13 protein-coding genes are annotated in these 17,207 nt (G+C 70.9%); 5 read left to right on the top strand and 8 right to left on the bottom strand.

Annotated elements, in window-relative coordinates:
• Positions 1-280: 280 nt before the first annotated feature.
• Both clpB and ABT015_RS04195 read right to left on the bottom strand, forming a co-directional pair.
• The gene (gene clpB / locus ABT015_RS04200; RefSeq protein WP_350876597.1) at positions 281-2,887 is read right to left on the bottom strand and encodes an ATP-dependent chaperone ClpB; all 2,607 of its coding nucleotides are present in this window, start codon (positions 2,885-2,887) and stop codon (positions 281-283) included.
• A gap of 80 nt (positions 2,888-2,967) precedes the next feature.
• Positions 2,968-3,945, bottom strand: a complete 978-nt coding sequence (locus tag ABT015_RS04195; protein ID WP_350876595.1) for a LysR family transcriptional regulator — start codon at positions 3,943-3,945, stop codon at positions 2,968-2,970.
• Positions 3,946-4,015: 70 nt separating this feature from the next.
• On the opposite strand from ABT015_RS04195, the gene ABT015_RS04190 reads away from it, so the two are divergent.
• From ABT015_RS04190 to ABT015_RS04180, 3 genes are all read left to right on the top strand, one after another.
• Complete coding sequence (locus ABT015_RS04190) at positions 4,016-5,137, top strand: TDT family transporter (RefSeq protein WP_350876592.1); 1,122 nt, start codon at positions 4,016-4,018, stop codon at positions 5,135-5,137.
• Positions 5,138-5,717: 580 nt separating this feature from the next.
• Positions 5,718-6,707 (top strand): LuxR C-terminal-related transcriptional regulator, encoded by a 990-nt coding sequence (locus ABT015_RS04185; RefSeq protein ID WP_350876590.1) that lies wholly within the window; start codon positions 5,718-5,720, stop codon positions 6,705-6,707.
• Positions 6,697-7,686 carry a helix-turn-helix transcriptional regulator gene (locus ABT015_RS04180; protein ID WP_350876588.1) on the top strand — a complete coding sequence of 330 codons (990 nt, stop codon included), beginning with the start codon at positions 6,697-6,699 and terminating at the stop codon, positions 7,684-7,686. Before ABT015_RS04185 ends, ABT015_RS04180 begins: the two co-directional genes overlap by 11 nt.
• Before the next feature lie 7 nt (positions 7,687-7,693).
• Here the strand turns inward: ABT015_RS04180 and ABT015_RS04175 are convergent, their stop codons facing one another.
• Positions 7,694-8,209: a hypothetical protein gene (locus tag ABT015_RS04175; RefSeq protein WP_350876586.1), complete on the bottom strand. Its 516-nt coding sequence runs from the start codon at positions 8,207-8,209 to the stop codon at positions 7,694-7,696.
• 476 nt (positions 8,210-8,685) lie between these two features.
• On the opposite strand from ABT015_RS04175, the gene ABT015_RS04170 reads away from it, so the two are divergent.
• Positions 8,686-8,859 (top strand): hypothetical protein, encoded by a 174-nt coding sequence (locus ABT015_RS04170; protein WP_350876584.1) that lies wholly within the window; start codon positions 8,686-8,688, stop codon positions 8,857-8,859.
• Positions 8,860-8,941: 82 nt separating this feature from the next.
• Here the strand turns inward: ABT015_RS04170 and ABT015_RS04165 are convergent, their stop codons facing one another.
• The 5 genes from ABT015_RS04165 to dnaK form a co-directional block, all read right to left on the bottom strand.
• Complete coding sequence (locus ABT015_RS04165) at positions 8,942-9,949, bottom strand: hypothetical protein (RefSeq protein ID WP_350876582.1); 1,008 nt, start codon at positions 9,947-9,949, stop codon at positions 8,942-8,944.
• A gap of 201 nt (positions 9,950-10,150) precedes the next feature.
• The gene (locus ABT015_RS04160; protein WP_350876580.1) at positions 10,151-10,675 is read right to left on the bottom strand and encodes a heat shock protein transcriptional repressor HspR; all 525 of its coding nucleotides are present in this window, start codon (positions 10,673-10,675) and stop codon (positions 10,151-10,153) included.
• Positions 10,676-10,682: 7 nt separating this feature from the next.
• Complete coding sequence (gene dnaJ, locus ABT015_RS04155; RefSeq protein ID WP_350876577.1) at positions 10,683-11,840, bottom strand: molecular chaperone DnaJ; 1,158 nt, start codon at positions 11,838-11,840, stop codon at positions 10,683-10,685.
• 238 nt (positions 11,841-12,078) lie between these two features.
• Entirely contained in the window at positions 12,079-12,714 is a 636-nt protein-coding gene (gene grpE / locus ABT015_RS04150) for a nucleotide exchange factor GrpE (protein ID WP_350876575.1), read from the bottom strand.
• Positions 12,711-14,543, bottom strand: coding sequence for a molecular chaperone DnaK (dnaK, locus tag ABT015_RS04145; protein WP_350876573.1), 1,833 nt, complete (start codon positions 14,541-14,543; stop codon positions 12,711-12,713). The genes grpE and dnaK overlap by 4 nt, the downstream gene beginning before the upstream one ends.
• A 347-nt stretch (positions 14,544-14,890) precedes the next feature.
• Here dnaK and ABT015_RS04140 point away from each other — a divergent pair, with 347 nt between their 5' ends.
• Complete coding sequence (locus ABT015_RS04140; RefSeq protein ID WP_350876571.1) at positions 14,891-17,113, top strand: (Fe-S)-binding protein; 2,223 nt, start codon at positions 14,891-14,893, stop codon at positions 17,111-17,113.
• Positions 17,114-17,207 lie beyond the last annotated feature (94 nt).

Below are 17,207 nucleotides of genomic sequence, written 5' to 3'. Positions count from 1 at the left end.
CAATGAGAGGCCGCCCTTTCCACTTCCCATCCTGCCTCATCCGGGGCCTGCCTCACAGGGGCACCCGGCCACGCGTCGATCTTCGTCCGGGGCGCTCCGACGCCCGCCGCGAGCGGTGATGGTGACGGAGCGTGTCCGGTTGGAGGGCCGTCGCCGCCGGGGCTCCGGCGCGGTCCGGCGGGGTGCGGCCGTAGCCGAGTGGGCCGTCAACTGTGCGGTGCGGCAAGGGTGTTGCCTGGGCCACCTGCACTGTCGTGCGGGCGGCCCAGGGCTGGTGGTGCTACTTCTCCAACAGTCCGCGGCTGCGGACGGTGAGGCGGTCGCCCTCCTCGTCCCGCTCGACCAGGACGGTGTCCCCGTCGTGCACCTGGCCGGACAGGATGGCCCGGGCCAACTGGTCGCCGATCGCGGACTGGACCAGCCGGCGCAGCGGGCGGGCGCCGTACGCCGGGTCGTAGCCGGTGAGGGCCAGCCAGTCGCGGGCGGCCTCGGAGACGTCCAGGGTGAGCCGCCGCTCGCGCAGCCGGTCGCCGAGGCGGGCCACCTGGAGGTCGACGATCCGGCTCAGCTCGGCGGTGCCCAGCGGGTCGAAGACCACGATGTCGTCCAGCCGGTTGAGGAACTCGGGCTTGAACGCGGCCCGGACGGAGTCCAGCACCAGGGCCTTCTTCCGGTCCTCCGGGATGGCCGGGTCGACCAGGAACTGGGAGCCCAGGTTGGAGGTGAGGATCAGGATCGCGTTGCGGAAGTCCACCGTGCGGCCCTGGCCGTCGGTGAGCCGGCCGTCGTCCAGCACCTGGAGCAGGACGTCGAAGACCTCCGGGTGGGCCTTCTCCACCTCGTCCAGCAGCACCACGCTGTACGGGCGGCGGCGGACCGCCTCGGTGAGCTGGCCGCCCTCCTCGTAGCCGATGTACCCGGGCGGGGCGCCGACCAGGCGGGAGACGGAGTGCTTCTCGCCGTACTCGCTCATGTCGATCCGGACCATGGCCCGCTCGTCGTCGAAGAGGAAGTCGGCCAGGGCCTTGGCGAGTTCGGTCTTGCCGACGCCGGTCGGGCCGAGGAAGAGGAACGAGCCGGTCGGGCGGTCCGGGTCGGCGATGCCGGAACGGGTGCGGCGCACCGCGTCCGAGACCGCCCGCACGGCCTCCGCCTGGCCGATCAGGCGCTGACCCAACTCCTCCTCCATGCGCAGGAGTTTGGCGCTCTCGCCCTCCAGCAGGCGGCCGGCCGGGATGCCCGTCCAGGAGGCGACCACGTCGGCCACGTCGTCCGGGCCGACCTCCTCCTTCACCATCGAGGCGGAGGCGTCCTGGTCGGCCGCCCGCTCCTGGGCTTCGGTGAGCTCCGTCTCGGCGGCCGGGATCTCCGCGTACATCAGCTTCGACGCCCGCTCGAAGTCCCCGTCGCGCTGGGCGCGTTCGAGCGCGCCGTGCAGGTCGTCCAGCCGCTCCTTGAGCTCGCCGACCCGGTTGAGGCTCTTCTTCTCCTGCTCCCAGCGCGCCGTCAGCGCGCTCAACTGCTCGTTCTTGTCGGCGAGATCGCGCCGAAGCCGGGCCAGCCGGTCGATCGAGGCGGCGTCCGACTCCTTCTCCAGGGCCAGCTCCTCCATCCTCAACCGGTCGACGGAGCGCTGGAGTTCGTCGATCTCGACCGGAGAGGAGTCGATCTCCATCCGCAGCCGGGAGGCCGCCTCGTCGACCAGGTCGATCGCCTTGTCGGGCAGGAAGCGGGAGGTGATGTAGCGGTTGGACAGGGTGGCCGCGGCGACCAGCGCGGCGTCCGCGATCTGCACCTTGTGGTGCGCCTCGTAGCGGCCCTTGAGGCCGCGCAGGATGGCGATCGAGTCCTCCACGCTGGGCTCGCCGACCAGCACCTGCTGGAAGCGGCGCTCCAGGGCCGGGTCCTTCTCGATCCGCTCGCGGTACTCGTCCAGCGTGGTGGCGCCGACCATCCGCAGCTCGCCGCGGGCCAGCATCGGCTTGAGCATGTTGCCGGCGTCCATCGCCGAGTCGCCGCCGGCACCCGCGCCGACCATGGTGTGCAGTTCGTCGATGAAGGTGACGACCTGGCCGTTGCTCTGCTTGATGTCGTTCAGGACGGCCTTCAGCCGCTCCTCGAACTCGCCGCGGTACTTGGCGCCCGCGACCATCGCGCTGAGGTCCAGCGAGACCAGCCGCTTGCCGCGCAGGGACTCCGGCACGTCGCCGGCGACGATGCGCTGGGCCAGGCCCTCGACCACCGCGGTCTTGCCGACGCCCGGCTCGCCGATCAGCACCGGGTTGTTCTTGGTCCGGCGGGAGAGCACCTGGACGACCCGGCGGATCTCCTGGTCCCGGCCGATCACCGGGTCGAGCTTGCCGTCCCGGGCGGCCTGGGTCAGGTCGGTGCCGTACTTCTCCAGCGCCTTGTAGGTGCCCTCCGGATCCGGAGACGTCACCCGGCCGCTGCCGCGCACGTCCTTGAACGCGGCGAGCAGGGCCTTCGCCGTCGCGCCCTGCTGCGCCAGCAGTTCGGCGACCGGCCCGCCCTCGGCGGCCAGGCCGACCATCAGGTGCTCGGTGGAGACGTACTGGTCGTCCAGGTCGTCGGCGCGCTTTCCGGCCTCGGTGAGCACCGCGAGGGTGTCCCGGGCGAGCTGCGGCGCGGCGACCGTCGAGCCCATCGCGCTGGGCAGGGCGGTCAGCTGGCGGCGGGCCTCGGCGTCGATCCGGGTGACGTCCGCGCCGACGGCCTCCAGCAGCGGCCGGGCGATGCCCTCGGGCTGCTCCAGCAGGGCGATCAGGATGTGCACCGGCTTGACGTCCGGGTTCCCGGCCGCGCCCGCCTGCCGGATCGCGGCGGACAGGGCGTCCTGCGTCTTGGTGGTGAACTTGCTGGCGTCCACTGCTGGGGGGTCCTCCCTCGTCGTCCTTCAATGCTGCTACGTACAGCATGCACTAAGTTGAGTCTATTCCGCTCAAGTTTTCACGCCCGTTCCGCCCGTTCCGCCCGTTCCGCCCGTTCCATGCGTTCCATGCGTTCCACTCGCTGCGCGCGGGGCATCCTGCGGGTCAGCCCCAGCAGCTCCCGGGCCGGCCCGCTCGGCCGCTGCCCGGCCGGCCACACCGCGCGCAGCGGCCGCCGCAGGTCCAGCCCCTCGGCCAGCGGCACGGCCACCAGCCGCCGCACGGCCAGCTCCTCCATCACCGCCAGCTCGCTCAGGCAGACCGGCCCGGCCCCGGTCATCGCCGCGGCCTTCAGCGCGGTGGACGAGGCCAGCTCCAGCCGGGGCCGCACCGCGCTCCCGTACGGCGCCAGCGCCATCTCCAGCACCTCCCGGGTGCCCGAGCCCGACTCGCGCAGCACCAGCGGGGTGGCGGCCAGCTCCGGCCCGGTCAGCGGTGCCCGGCGGCGCGCCCACGGGTGGCCGGGCGCCACCACGACCACCAGCCGGTCCGCCGCCACCACCGCGCCGGCCAGTCCGGGCGGAGTGGACGGGCCCTCGACGAAGCCGAGGTCGGCGTCCCCGGCCAGCACGTGCCCGGCGACCTCCGCCGAGTTCGCCGTCCGCAGCGTCACCGCCGTGCCCGGACTGGCCTCGGCCAGGGCCAGCAGCCATCCCGGCATCAGGTACTCGGCGACGGTCAGGCTGGCCACCACCCGCAGCTTGGCGTCCCGCCGCTCGCGCAGCGCGTCGATCCCGGCGTCCAGCGCCTGCGCCGCCTCCACGACGTGCCCGGCCCACTCGACCACCAACCGACCCGCCTCGGTCGGCCGGCTGCCCCGGGGCGAGCGCTCCAGCAGAGGGACGCCGATCTGCCGCTCCATGCCCTTGATCCGCGCGCTGGCGGTCGGCTGGCTCACGCCCAGTTCGGCCGCGGCCCGCCCGACGCTGCCCAGCCGGGCCACCGCGAGCAGCAGTTCCAGGGCACCGAGCTCGGGGACGCGGGGGGAGAGGGCCATAGGTCCAGGCTATGTCCTCATAGAGCCCGCGGCGCTACCGGAGCCCGGCCGGGGGCGGCACCGTGGAACCATGTCCACCTTGGCCGATGCCCGCCCGCTCACCCGCCCCTCCCGCTCCTCGCTGCGCGCCCGGCTCGACCTCGCCCAACTCGGCCCCAACTGGTACGCCGCCGTCATGGGCACCGCGATCCTGGGCAACGGCGCGGCCGTCCTGCCGCTGCGGCCGCCCGGGCTGATCGGCTTCGGCGAGGTGATGTGGGCGCTCGGACTCGCCGCCCTGCTGGTGCTGGGCGCGGCCCGGCTGGTCCACCTCACCCGACACCGAGAGGCCGCCCGCACCCAGCTGCTGGACAACCCGGCCACCGCCGTCTTCTACGGCTGCCCGCCGATGGCCCTGCTCTCGGTCGGCCTCGGCACCCTGCTGCTCGGCTCCCAGGTGATCGGCACCGGCCCCGCCGTCGCCGTCGACGCCGTGCTGTGGGGCGTCGGCACCCTGTACGCGCTGGCCGTCGCCGGCGGCATCCCGTACCTGATGATCACCCGGCACCCGGTCTCCGCCCTGGAGGCCAACCCGACCTGGCTGCTCCCGGTGGTCGCCCCGCTGGTCGCCTCCGCCACCGGCCCGGCCCTCATCCCGCACCTGCCGGCCGGGCTGCCGCAGCAGGCCATGCTGTACGCCTGCTGGGCCCTCTTCGGGATCGGCCTGCTGGCCACCCTGGTGCTGCTGCCGGTGGTCTTCACCGGGCTGTTCCACAGCAAGCTGCCCAGCCTGGTGCTCACCCCTTCGCTGTTCCTGGTGCTCGGCCCGCTCGGCCAGTCCGTCACCGCCGTCCACCAACTCGCCGACGCCGCCCGCCCGGTGCTGCCCGCGTTGGCCCCCGCCATGCTCCCCCTCGCCGAGCTGTACGGCGTCGCGGTGCTCGGCGTCGCGATGCTCTGGCTGGCCGTCGCGCTCACCGCCAACCTGCGCGCCCGTCGGGCCGGCATGCCGTTCGCGATGACCTGGTGGGCGTACACCTTCCCGATCGGCACCTGCGTCACCGGCGCCTCCGCGCTCGCCCGACACACCGGGTTCGGCGGCTTCACCGCGATCGCCACCGGGCTCTACCTGCTGCTGGCCACGGCCTGGGTGCTCGCCGCCGGCGGGACCGCCGCCGGGCTCGCCCGGGGGCGCCTGCTGGGGCGTGCCTGACTCCTGCAGGGGCACGCCGCCGTTGCAGGAATCCGCACCCGCGGTCCGACCGCGCACGGCCGACCGACCGTACGGGCGGTCACCACCCGGTCACCGCGCTGGCCTCGGCCTTTACCGGAACCCGGCCCGCCGCTCGACCCCTCCCGCCGCACCCGTCGTGCAGATAGCTGCAATTGCGCGAACCTGCACTCGGGCGACACTTGTTCACCGGCCGTCACGCTGTGAGGGTGGAGTCACGCCAGGCCGTCCGGGCACCGCAGCCCGATGGTGGCGACTTGCTCTTCGGAACTGACCACGGGTGCAACGTCCCGCACGCGTGGAACGGGGGGGAAGAGCGCCGGTCGGGGCGCCATGTGTGGTGATGGCCCCCGGAACCGGAGCCGTCGAGGCGCTGCTGCTCCGCCTCGACGGAAGCGCCCGAGGTACGGGCGTGGCGGCGGCGGCCCCAGGACACCCCGGAGTGCGACGGCACCCGGGCCCCGGAGGCCGCCGTCGAGCCCGGTACCGTGACCGCCGGGCCCCGCGCCCGGCGGCGCGGGCGCGGCGGCGAGGGAGAAGCATCCGGCAGGGAGTGTGCGACGTGACGGCGGAACCGGCGGTCGCGCCGCAGCACGGACAGCCACCGGGCGAGGAGCCCGACGAGGCCGCCCGGCAGCTGTACCTGGCGATCCTCGCCCGGAGCGGCCGCATCCCGTTCACCGACGCCCAGGACACCGACCAGGCCGCGCTCCAGCAGCTCGTCGACCTCGGCCTGCTCATCGCCAACCCGATGGACCACTGCTACAACGCCGTCAGCCCGCGCTCCGTCACCGACCGCCTGGGCGCCGAACTCCGCAGCGAGGCGACCAGGTTGCTGGTCCGCGCGGAGAACCTTCCGGGCGCCCTCGACGGCCTCACCCGCGCCTACGACGCGATGCCCAGGCCCTCCGGCCGGGCCGGCGGCGCCGTCCACGTCGAGGGCCACGTCCACATCCGCCAGCGGATCTCCCAGCTCGCCTCCGACTGCCGGTCCGAAGTCCTCGCCGCCCAACCCGGCCACCGCCCCGCCGGCACCCTGAAAGTCGCCCTCCTCCAGGACGTCCACCTGCTCCGGCGCGGCTGCTCCCTGCGCACCATCTACCAGCCCGTCGCCCTCGCCGACCCGCCCGCCCTCGCCTACGTCGACGAGGTCACCCGGCACGGCTCCCTCATCCGGGTCCTCGACGAACCGTTCCAGCGGCTGCTCGTCTTCGACCGCACCGTCGCCGTGATCTCCGCCAACGACGACAACAGCACCGCCGCCTTCATCACCGACCCGGCCGCCATCACCTTCCTGGTCGGCGCCTTCGAGCGCGACTGGGCCCGCGCCGAAACCGCCGAAACCGCCGCCGCCCTCGGCCCCACCCGCACCGTCCCCGACCGGGTCGGCCGGCTCCTCGCCCGAGGCCTCACCCAGCGCGCCGTCGCCACCCGCCTCGGCCTCAGCGAACGCACCGTCGCCGCCCACATCTCCCGCCTCCGCGACCGCCACGGCGCCCAGACCCTCTTCCAACTCGGCTGGCTGATGAGAGGCGCCCGCGATGACCGCTGAACCCGTACTCGACCTCCCCGACGACGCCGCCCGTGATCTCTACCGGGCGATCCTGGGCGAGGGCGGCCGGATCCGGGTGGATGAGACCCGACCCGAGGACGAGGCGGCGTTGAAGCAGCTCACCGACCTGGGCCTGCTCGTCCTGCGGGCCGTGGACGGCGTCTACTCGGCGATGAACCCACGCGCGGTCAGTGAGCGGATCGGCACCGAACTCCGGGAGGAGGGAGCCCGGCTGATCACTCGGGCGGCACTCCTGCCGAGGATGCTGGACGACCTGACCCAGGCCTACGACGCGGTGCCGCGCTGCCACCCCGAGCGTTCGCCCGGGGTGGAGTACGTCGCCGGAATGCTGCAGATCCGCCACCGGATCGCCCAGGTGCAGTACGACCACCCGAGTGAGGCCCTCACCATGCAGCCCGGGGGTGCTCGTCCTTCGGAGCACTTGGACGACGGGCTGGAGCAGAGCCGACGCCACCTCGCACGAGGCGGCACGCTGCGGACGATCTACGAGGTGTCAGCCCGACTCGATCCGGTGACGGTGGCCTTCGCTGCCAGGTCGACCGAGCTCGGCGCCGCGATCAGGGTCCTGCCGGTCCCGTTCACCCGGCTGATGATCTTCGGTCGGGCCGTCGCCGTGATCCCTGCCGCCTCGGACCACAGCAGCGCCGCCTTCGTCGAGGATCCGGCCGTGGTCGACTTCCTGGTGCGGGACTTCGAACTGCACTGGCGGCAGGCCGAGGGCGTGAACTGGGCCGTGCTCGCCGTCGGCGGGGCGGAGCCCACCATCCACGAGCAGGTCGGCCGCCTGCTCGCGCAGGGGCTCACGCAGCGGGCGATCGCCAGCCGTCTGGGGCTGAGCGAGCGGACGATCGCCGGTCACATCGCCCGGCTGCGTGAGCTGTACGACGCGGAGACGCTGTTCCAACTGGGCTGGCAGATGCGGGGAGCCCGGACGAGGGGCGGGGAGTCCGGTGGGTGAGCGCTGTTCAGCCGGTGGCGGCGCTGGTCGGCCAGTAGCCGGCCCGGCCGACGACGGGGGGCTGCTGCCGGGGGACGTTGAACTGCTCACCGGGGGCGGTCCAGAAGCCCTCGCGCAGGGACAGCGCCATGCCGGCCCAGTCGAGCGCGGTCTCCACGGTGTGGTTGAGGGCCTCCTGCGACCAGGTGTCGTCGAAGACCAGCGGCAGGACGGGGGCGACCTGCTCGATGGTGGCGATCAGCGGGTTGTGCGTGATGGCCTCGTCGACGAGGAGGACGATCGGCTTCCGCAGCGCCGACGCCCACCCCAGCTCCAGGCTCACGCCGGCCGACAGCGGCGCCCCGACGTAGGCGAACACGAGGTCCGCGGACTGCAGGGCCCGGAAGTCGGACGGCACCCGGGGCTCCGGCGCCTGCCCGGCGACGGTCCAGGCATCACTGTGGTGCGCGCTGTACACGGCGGCACCGCTGCGGAGCAGGGTGGTGCGGAGGGTCGTCAGCCGCGTCCGGCTGGCGAGCGTCACCACACTGTCCGCCGGCCCGGTCAACCGCATCAGCGGCGCGGCCAGAAACACACGTGCACGCCGGCCCTCGGGGGCCTGTCCAGCGTGCTCTCGCAGGTAGGGCTCACTCATTGTCGACTCCGGGGGAGTGGCTGACCGGGTTCACCGGGCCCGGTGGGTAAGCAGGCAGGTCATGTCGAGAGCCGCTCGGCGGGCACTCGGCATGAGTAGGTAAAGGACTGGATTGAAGGTACATCGGCAAGTGTGGTGAGCTTGCCGGGACCATCGGGAGCGAACTGATCGTCCATCGTTGCCGGGGACCGAGTCCACTCCCGCACGGTGGCATCTCCATGCCTGGCATGGAGATGACGCACTCCCCCCGAAGGGGGACTGTGGCGTCTACGTCGATACTGCGGCATTATGTGGGCGGTTGGAGGACACGTCCTCAATTTGTCTCGACACTGCGACTATTTGGAAGGTGTGATCGCGTGCCTCGCATGATCCGACACGTTCGCATCGCGGCGGCCACGGTCGCTGTGGTTATCGCCGTACTGGCCGGTGGCGCTCAGCTCCAGGCCTCTGGGGGCGGCTCGGCGGATCGAGGGGCCTCGGTGACCCAGCAGGCGAAGACCGGCGTCATGACGCTGGAGAGCGACAGCAACTGGACCTGAGACGGGGCCAGTTGGGTTCTCGGGGTGGGCCTGGCCGGGATCCCGCGTCGCGACGCGGGGTCAGGCCGGCCGGTTCGACGACCTAGGCGGGGACGTCCGGATCCCGGTGCTGAGCGGCGCGAGCGAGGACGTAGCCCAGCTGAAAGAGCGAATCCACCTGGTAGTCCTCTCTCATGTCCGCTATGTGGCGTGCGAGAGTACGCTCGCTGATCCCGAGGCTGCGGGCTATCACGCGGTGGCTGGTGCCTTTGAGCAAAAGGTCGATGATCGTCTGTCGCAGGCTTGATATCACCTGCTGCGGGACGATGCGGGCGCCGTCGAATTCCAGCGCGTGGCTCCAGTGCCGCTCGAAGATCTCGGAGACGAGGAAGCTGATAATGGCGCGGTCGTGTATGAACGCCGCGACATTCAGATCGTCCGCGACCGGGATGATCGCGGTCCGCCGGTCGACGATGATGAGTCTGGCGTACGGCTCGTCAAGAGTTCTGACGTGTCCGCCCGCTTCGGTGATCGCCAGGACGTAGTCCCGGGTGGCCGGGTGGTAGCGGGTGCTCGGGTGATAGATCGTCCGGGCCAACGCACCCCGTTGGAGCAGCGCGAGGTCACGGTCACGGCTTCCGGCGAGGGCTTCCGGCGGGCGGGGGCCCCCGGGCTGTGCGGCGAGGAACTCCTCGGTGCAACTGTTCGCCAGTTGGCTGAGCCGCTGGTTGATGAGGGCCTTTCCCCGGACGTACTCGATACTTCCACCGGATTGCATCGGGGTGTTGAAGGCCTCTGCCAACTCCTTCAAGTCGGTGGGCAGTTCCTCGGCCCGGGACAAGAGGTCGAGCGCCTTGCGTTGCCACGACGCGATGAGGCCGACGGAAAGCTGCTGGGGGTCGACCGCGATGAGCACATCGTCCTCGTCCGTGTCGGGCACCAACAGGCCGATATCGAGGAGTTCTTGCAGATGCTTGGTCTCGGCCTTTACACGCTCTTGGCGCGTAAGTCGGCCATGATTGCCGACCACGTGGAGATAGAGATTCCGGGCATCGGCCGAGAGAACACCGAGCCCGCCTGACGTGAGCCCTGGCTCGGCCGTCTCTGGCATTTGCGGCTCCTTGGTGTTGTACAGATCCGGACGAGGGCTGGACAGGTCGGTCCCGGCTGGGATCATAGGCGCCTTTCACGCGGTTCGGAGTCGACGTGCAGCCTCGATGTGTGTCTGCTGACAGCACCCTCTCACCAAGACCGAGCCGCCGGCACCCCCCGGGTGGAGGGGAGCCGGCGGCCGGAGGTGTTCAGCCAAGTCTCAGCGTTTGGGGCGCCAGACGACCAGGGCGCTGGACTGGGTGGGGGGCTGGTAGGGGACGAGGTCGCGGCGGTAGGAGGCGTGGACGGCGGCCTCGCGCTGCTGGAGGGCGCTGGTGGCGCCTTCGAGGGAGTCGACCAGTTCGCCGATGCGGGACTGGAGCGCGCTGACCTGGTTCTCCAGCTCGATGATCCGCTTGATGCCGGCCAGGTTGATGCCCTCGTCCTGGGAGAGCCGCTGGACCTCGCGCAGCTGCTGGATGTCGCGCGCGGAGTAGCGACGGCCCCGGCCGGCGGTGCGGTCGGGGCTGACCAGACCGAGGCGGTCGTACTGGCGCAGGGTCTGCGGGTGCAGGCCGGACAGTTCGGCGGCGACGGAGATGACGTACACCGGGGTGTCCTCGGTGAGGACGTACTGCGGCGGGGCGGTGGGCCGCCGGGTGCGGCGGCCGTCGCCCGGCAAGCCGGAGCCGATGCCGGGCAGGCCTTCACCGATGCCGGGGCCGATGGGGCTGTCGGGGATCATCTGGTCGTCACGCTCCCTTCGCCGCCCGGAACAGGGCGGCTCGTGGGTCGTCGGAGGCGGTGGCCTCGCGGTACTGCTCCAGGGCGTTCAGCGCGTCCCCGGCGACGTGCCGAGGCACCACGACCTCGATGGTGACGAGGAGGTCGCCGCGGGTGCCGTCCTTGCGGGTGGCGCCCTTGCCGCGGGCGCGCATGGTGAGGCCGTTGGCGCTGCCGGGGGGCAGCTTCAGCTTCACGGCCGGCCCGTTCAGCGTGGGCACCTCGATGGTGGCGCCGAGGGTGGCTTCGGGGAAGGTGACGGGGACGGTGACGGTGAGGTTGTCCCCCTTGCGCCCGAACACGGGGTGCTGGCCGACGTGCACGGTGACGTAGAGGTCGCCGGGCTGGCCGCCGCGTTCGCCCTGGGCGCCCTTGCCCTTGAGCCGGATGCGCTGGGCGTCCTGGACGCCGGCCGGGATGCGGACCTGCATGGTGTGGGCGGAGCTGGCCCGGCCGCTGCCGTGGCAGTCGACGCACGGGTCGTCGACGATCATGCCGCGCCCGCGGCAGTCCTTGCACGGCTCGGAGAGCGCGAACGCGCCCTGGCCGCGGCTGACGGTGCCGGCGCCGACGCAGGTCGGGCAGACCCGCGGGGTGGTGCCGGACTTGGCGCCGGTGCCGTTGCAGGTGCGGCAGGGGGCCTGGCTGGTCATCCGCAGCGGGACGGTCGCACCGTCGACGGCCTCGTCGAAGGCGAGGGTCACCTCGGTCTCGACGTCGGCGCCGCGCCGGGGCTGGGCCTGCCGGCCGCCGCCGCGGTTGAAGAGCCCGCCGAAGACGTCGCCGAGCCCGCCGCTGCCGGTGTTCTGGCTGCCGCTGAAGAGGTCGCCGAAGTCGAAGTTGTAGCTGCCGTTGCCCTGGCCGGGGCCGCCGGCCCGGAAGCCGCCGTTGGCGAAGAGGCTGCGGGCCTCGTCGTACTCCTTGCGGCGCTTCTCGTCGGACAGGACGTCGTAGGCCTCGGAGATGTCCTTGAAGCGTTCTTCGGCCTTGGCGTCGCCCTTGTTGGCGTCCGGGTGGAATTCGCGCGCGAGCTTGCGGTAGGTCTTCTTGATCTCGGCGGCGGTGGCGTCCTTGGGCACGCCGAGGACCTTGTAGTAGTCCTTCTCCACGTAGTCCTTGCCACTCATGCGTCCACCTCGCTCCGCTCGGCAGCCGCTCCGCGCAACACGCGCCCTTCAACGATTCGCTTCTCGACGATTCGCTCGCTGCGCTTGCTCATAGCTGCCGCCACCTCCCGATGTCCATCCTCGCTGCGCTGTCAACAGCCGCTTCACCGGGCGCTGTTGACAGCGCGCTGCGGAGCCGGCCGCCGTACTGGCCGGCGTACGACTCCGCAGCGCACTGGTTGTCAGCTGTCACAGGTTGTCAGCTGTCCGAACCACCGTCGGACTTGTCCGCGTCCCCGGACTTCGCCTCGCCGTCGGGCGCGGCCGTGGTCTGGGTGCCCGGCTGGGGCTCCGCGACGGCGACCATGGCGGGGCGGATGATCCGCTCGCCGATGCGGTAGCCCGGCTGGAGGATCTGCACGCAGGTGTCCTCGGTGACGTCCGAGGAGTAGCTGTGCATCAGCGCCTCGTGCATGGTCGGGTCGAAGGGCTCGCCCTCCTTGCCGAACTGCTGGAGGCCCAGCTTGGCGACGACCGTCTCCAGGGACTCGGCGACGGACTTGAAGCCGCCGGTGACCTCGCCGTGCTCGCGGGCACGGCCGATGTCGTCGAGCACCGGGATCAGGGACTCCAGGATGTTGGAGACCGCGATCTCGCGGACCGTCAGCCGGTCGCGCTCGACCCGCTTGCGGTAGTTCTGGTACTCGGCCTGCAGGCGCTGCAGGTCGGCGGTGCGCTCGGCCGACTCCCGCTTGGCAGCGGCGAGTTCGTCGGAGCCGGCACCGGAGCCGGAGTCGGCGGCGCCGGCTGCGGCGGCCTCCTCGGCGGCCTTGATCACAGCCTCGTCGGCGGCGGAGTCGTCGCCGGGCTTGCCGCCCTGCGGCTTGTCCGTCATGCCGCACCGCCCTTGGGCTTCTCGTCGTCCACGATCTCGGCGTCGACGACGTCGTCGTCCTTGGCCTGGGTGGACTCGCCGGCCGGGGCGGCGGCGTCGGCGTTGGCGTACAGCGCCTGGCCGAGCTTCTGCGCGGTGGTGGAGACCTTCTCCGAGGCTTCGCGGATCTTCGCGATGTCCTCGCCCTTCAGGGCCTCCTTGAGCTCGCCGATGGCGGTCTCGACCTCGGCCTTGACGTCGGCGGGGAGCTTGTCGGTGTTGTCCGCGATGAACTTCTCGGTCGAGTAGACGAGCTGCTCGGCGGAGTTGCGGGTCTCGACGGACTCGCGGCGCTTGTGGTCCTCCTCCGCGTACTGCTCGGCCTCGCGCATCATGCGCTCGATGTCGTCCTTCGGCAGCGCGGAGCCGCCGGTGACGGTCATCTTCTGCTCCTTGCCGGTGCCGAGGTCCTTCGCGCCGACGTGCATGATGCCGTTGGCGTCGATGTCGAAGGTGACCTCGATCTGCGGCAGGCCGCGCGGCGCCGGCGGCAGGCCGGTCAGCTCGAACATGCCCAGCTTCTTGTTGTACGCCGCGATCTCGCGCTCGCCCTGGTAGACCTGGATCTGCACGGACGGCTGGTTGTCCTCGGCCGTGGTGAAGATCTCGGAGCGCTTGGTCGGGATCGTGGTGTTGCGCTCGATCAGCTTGGTCATGATGCCGCCCTTGGTCTCGATGCCGAGGGACAGCGGGGTGACGTCGAGCAGCAGGACGTCCTTGACCTCGCCCTTGAGGACACCGGCCTGGAGCGCGGCGCCGATGGCGACGACCTCGTCCGGGTTGACGCCCTTGTTGGCGTCCTTGCCGCCGGTCAGCTCGCGGACGAGCTCGGCGACGGCGGGCATGCGGGTCGAGCCGCCGACCAGGACGACGTGGTCGATCTCGGAGAGCGAGATGCCGGCGTCCTTGATCACGTTGTGGAACGGGACCTTGCAGCGCTCCAGCAGGTCGGAGGTGAGCTGCTGGAACTGGGCGCGGGTGAGCTTCTCGTCCAGGTGCAGCGGGCCCTCGGCGGAGGCCGTGATGTAGGGCAGGTTGATCGAGGTCTCGGAGGACGAGGACAGCTCGATCTTGGCCTTCTCGGCGGCCTCGCGCAGACGCTGCAGGGCCATCTTGTCCTTGGACAGGTCGACGCCGTGGCCGGCCTGGAAGACCTTGACCAGGTGGTCGACGACCTTCTGGTCCCAGTCGTCACCACCGAGGTGGTTGTCACCGTTGGTGGCCTTCACCTCGACGACCCCGTCGCCGATCTCCAGCAGGGAGACGTCGAAGGTGCCGCCGCCGAGGTCGAAGACCAGAATGGTCTGGTCGTCCTTGTCGAGGCCGTAGGCCAGGGCGGCCGCGGTCGGCTCGTTGACGATGCGCAGGACGTTGAGGCCCGCGATCTCACCGGCCTCCTTGGTGGCCTGGCGCTCGGAGTCGGAGAAGTACGCCGGGACGGTGATGACGGCGTCGGTGACGGTCTCACCCAGGTAGGCCTCGGCGTCCCGCTTCAGCTTCTGCAGCACGAAGGCGCTGATCTGCTGCGGGTTGAAGTCCTTGCCGTCCAGGTTGATCTTCCACCCGGTGCCCATGTGGCGCTTGACCGAGCGAATGGTGCGGTCGACGTTGGTGACCGCCTGTCGCTTGGCCACCTCGCCGACCAGGACCTCGCCGTTCTTCGCGAAAGCGACGACGGACGGCGTGGTCCGCGCGCCCTCGGCGTTCGTGATGACGGTGGGCTCGCCACCCTCCAGAACGCTGACGACCGAGTTCGTCGTACCGAGGTCGATGCCGACCGCGCGTGCCATCGTAAATACCTCCACGGAAGAGTTGAGCTTTACAGGCTCAAGGATGCATGACCGGGTGGGTGTCGTCAACAGGGATGAGTCGTAGCCGCTCAACTTTGCTGAGCGGTCCCCTTCCGGCGGCGGCGACTTCCCGTGGCCCCGGTCCTGGCCGTGGTCGTGGCGTGGTCCTGGCCGTGGCGCGTGTGGCGCCACGTGACTGCCGCCATAGCTTGGGAACCTTCTGGAGGACTGGTGGCGGGCGGTAATGTCCGGGCCGTCGGCCCGGAAAGTTACCGGCGAGTACAATCCCTTCCACGCAAGACCGTTCAAAGACCGCTCAACAGCAAGCCGCAGGAGACGGAGAGCCGATGCAGCTAGCAGCGATCGTCATCTCGCTGGTCACGTTCGTGATCGGCACCGCGCTCGCCGCCCGTGCGGCGCTGTACATCTACAAAGTGGTACGGACCGGCCAGCCGGACCCCACCCGCTTCGGCCGGCCCGCCCAGCGGGTGAAGACCGTCGCGGTCGAGTTCGTCGGCCACACCCGGATGAACCGCTGGGGGATCGTGGGCATCGCCCACTGGTTCGTCGCGGTCGGCTTCTTCAGCCTGGTGCTGACCATCGTCAACGCCTTCGGCCAGCTCTTCGACGCCGAGTTCGCGCTGCCGATCATCGGCCACTGGATGCTCTGGCAGCTCTTCGTCGAGCTCGTCGGCACCCTCACCACGCTGGGCATCGCGACGCTGATCGTGATCCGGCTGCTCAGCCTGCCGTCCCGGTCCGGCCGCAAGTCCCGCTTCGCCGGCTCGATCGCCTGGCAGGCCTTCTACGTCGAGTACACGATCCTCGGCATCGGCCTCTGCATCCTGATGCTGCGCGCCCTGGAGGGCGCCCTCAACGGCGTCGACTCGTACGGGCCCGAGCACCTGGTCTCGTACCCGCTGGTCTCCGCCCTCAGCGGCCTGTCGCACGGCACGCTGGAGAACCTGATCTACCTCTTCGCGATGCTGAAGATCTGCATCTCGTTCGCGTGGGCGACCACCATCGGCATCAACCCCTCGATGGGCGTGGCCTGGCACCGCTTCCTCGGCTTCTTCAACATCTACTTCAAGCGCGAGGAGGACGGCGGCACCGCGCTCGGCGCCCTGCGTCCGATGACCAGCGGCGGTCAGCCGATCGACTTCGAGGACCCGGCCGACGACGCCGTCTTCGGGGTCTCCCAGGTCGAGCACTTCTCCTGGAAGGGCATCCTCGACTTCTCCACCTGCACCGAGTGCGGCCGCTGCCAGTCGCAGTGCCCGGCCTGGAACACCGGCAAGCCGCTCTCGCCGAAGCTGCTGATCATGAGCCTGCGCGAGCACGCCTTCGGCAAGGCGCCCTACCTGCTGGCCGGTGGCGGCAAGGACATGGAGGGCGAGGAGAAGGCCACCGCCGAGCAGCTCGAGGACGTCCCGGCGGCCGCCCTGGCCGAGGCCGAGCGCCCGCTGGTCGGCACCGCGGAAGAGAACGGCGTCATCGACCCGGACGTCCTGTGGTCCTGCACCACCTGCGGCGCCTGCGTCGAGCAGTGCCCGGTGGACATCGAGCACATCGACCACATCGTCGACATGCGCCGCTACCAGGTGATGATCGAGTCCTCGTTCCCGACCGAGGCCGGGACGATGCTCAAGAACCTGGAGAACAAGGGCAACCCGTGGGGCATGGCCACCAAGGCCCGCCTGGACTGGGTCAAGGAGCTCAAGAAGGAGACCGGCATCGAGGTGCCGGTGATCGGCGAGGACATCGACCCCGCCGAGGTCGAGTACCTCTACTGGGTCGGCTGCGCCGGCGCCCTGGAGGACCGCGCCAAGAAGACCACCAAGGCCTTCGCCGAGCTGCTGCACACCGCGGGCGTGAAGTTCGCCATCCTCGGCAAGGAGGAGTCCTGCACCGGTGACTCCGCCCGCCGGCTGGGCAACGAGTTCCTCTTCCAGATGCTCGGCGCGCAGAACGTCGAGACGCTGAACGCGGCCCTGGAGGACGCACCGGTCAAGCGGATCGTCGCCACCTGCCCGCACTGCTTCAACACCATCGCCAACGAGTACCCGCAGCTGGGCGGCCACTTCGAGGTCATCCACCACACCCAGCTGCTGCAGCACCTGATCGACGAGGGCAAGCTCGTCCCGGTCAACCCGGTCGAGGGCCTGATCACCTACCACGACCCCTGCTACCTGGGCCGCCACAACAAGGTCTACAGCCCGCCGCGCGAGATCATGGACAAGGTCCCCGGTCTGCGCCAGCAGGAGATGCACCGGCACAAGGAGCGCGGCTTCTGCTGCGGCGCCGGCGGTGCCCGGATGTGGATGGAGGAGCGCATCGGCAAGCGGATCAACACCGAGCGCGTGGACGAGGCGCTGTCCCTCAACCCGGACATCGTCTCCACCGCCTGCCCGTTCTGCCTGGTGATGCTCTCCGACTCGGTCAACGGCAAGAAGAACGAGGGCGCCGCCAAGGAGCACCTGAAGGTGGTCGACGTCGCCCAGCTGCTGCTCGACTCGGTGAAGGCGACCCCGCCGGCCGCCGCCGAGGAGCCTGCGACGGTGGACGCGTAGCGTCCTCTGTTCGACAGTTCTGCTACAACTGCCCGGCCCGGTGGTCGCCGCGAGAGCGCCCGCCGGGCCGGGCAGTTGGGGCCGTGGCGGGCCG

The sequence above is a fragment of the Kitasatospora sp. NPDC094016 genome (assembly GCF_040304045.1).
Classification (GTDB): domain Bacteria; phylum Actinomycetota; class Actinomycetes; order Streptomycetales; family Streptomycetaceae; genus Kitasatospora.
Note: the sequence above shows the minus strand (reverse complement) of the source record. Positions and strands in the feature narration are given on the sequence as shown.

Excerpts from the sequence above, each read along its gene's own strand:
- ABT015_RS04195 (WP_350876595.1), bottom strand. The coding sequence starts at position 3,945 with ATGGCCCTCTCCCCCCGCGTCCCCGAGCTCGGTGCCCTGGAACTGCTG.
- ABT015_RS04190 (WP_350876592.1), top strand. The coding sequence starts at position 4,016 with ATGTCCACCTTGGCCGATGCCCGCCCGCTCACCCGCCCCTCCCGCTCC.
- ABT015_RS04180 (WP_350876588.1), top strand. The coding sequence starts at position 6,697 with ATGACCGCTGAACCCGTACTCGACCTCCCCGACGACGCCGCCCGTGAT.
- ABT015_RS04170 (WP_350876584.1), top strand. The coding sequence starts at position 8,686 with ATGATCCGACACGTTCGCATCGCGGCGGCCACGGTCGCTGTGGTTATC.
- ABT015_RS04165 (WP_350876582.1), bottom strand. The coding sequence starts at position 9,949 with ATGCCAGAGACGGCCGAGCCAGGGCTCACGTCAGGCGGGCTCGGTGTT.
- ABT015_RS04160 (WP_350876580.1), bottom strand. The coding sequence starts at position 10,675 with ATGATCCCCGACAGCCCCATCGGCCCCGGCATCGGTGAAGGCCTGCCC.
- dnaJ (WP_350876577.1), bottom strand. The coding sequence starts at position 11,840 with ATGAGTGGCAAGGACTACGTGGAGAAGGACTACTACAAGGTCCTCGGC.
- grpE (WP_350876575.1), bottom strand. The coding sequence starts at position 12,714 with ATGACGGACAAGCCGCAGGGCGGCAAGCCCGGCGACGACTCCGCCGCC.
- dnaK (WP_350876573.1), bottom strand. The coding sequence starts at position 14,543 with ATGGCACGCGCGGTCGGCATCGACCTCGGTACGACGAACTCGGTCGTC.
- ABT015_RS04140 (WP_350876571.1), top strand. The coding sequence starts at position 14,891 with ATGCAGCTAGCAGCGATCGTCATCTCGCTGGTCACGTTCGTGATCGGC.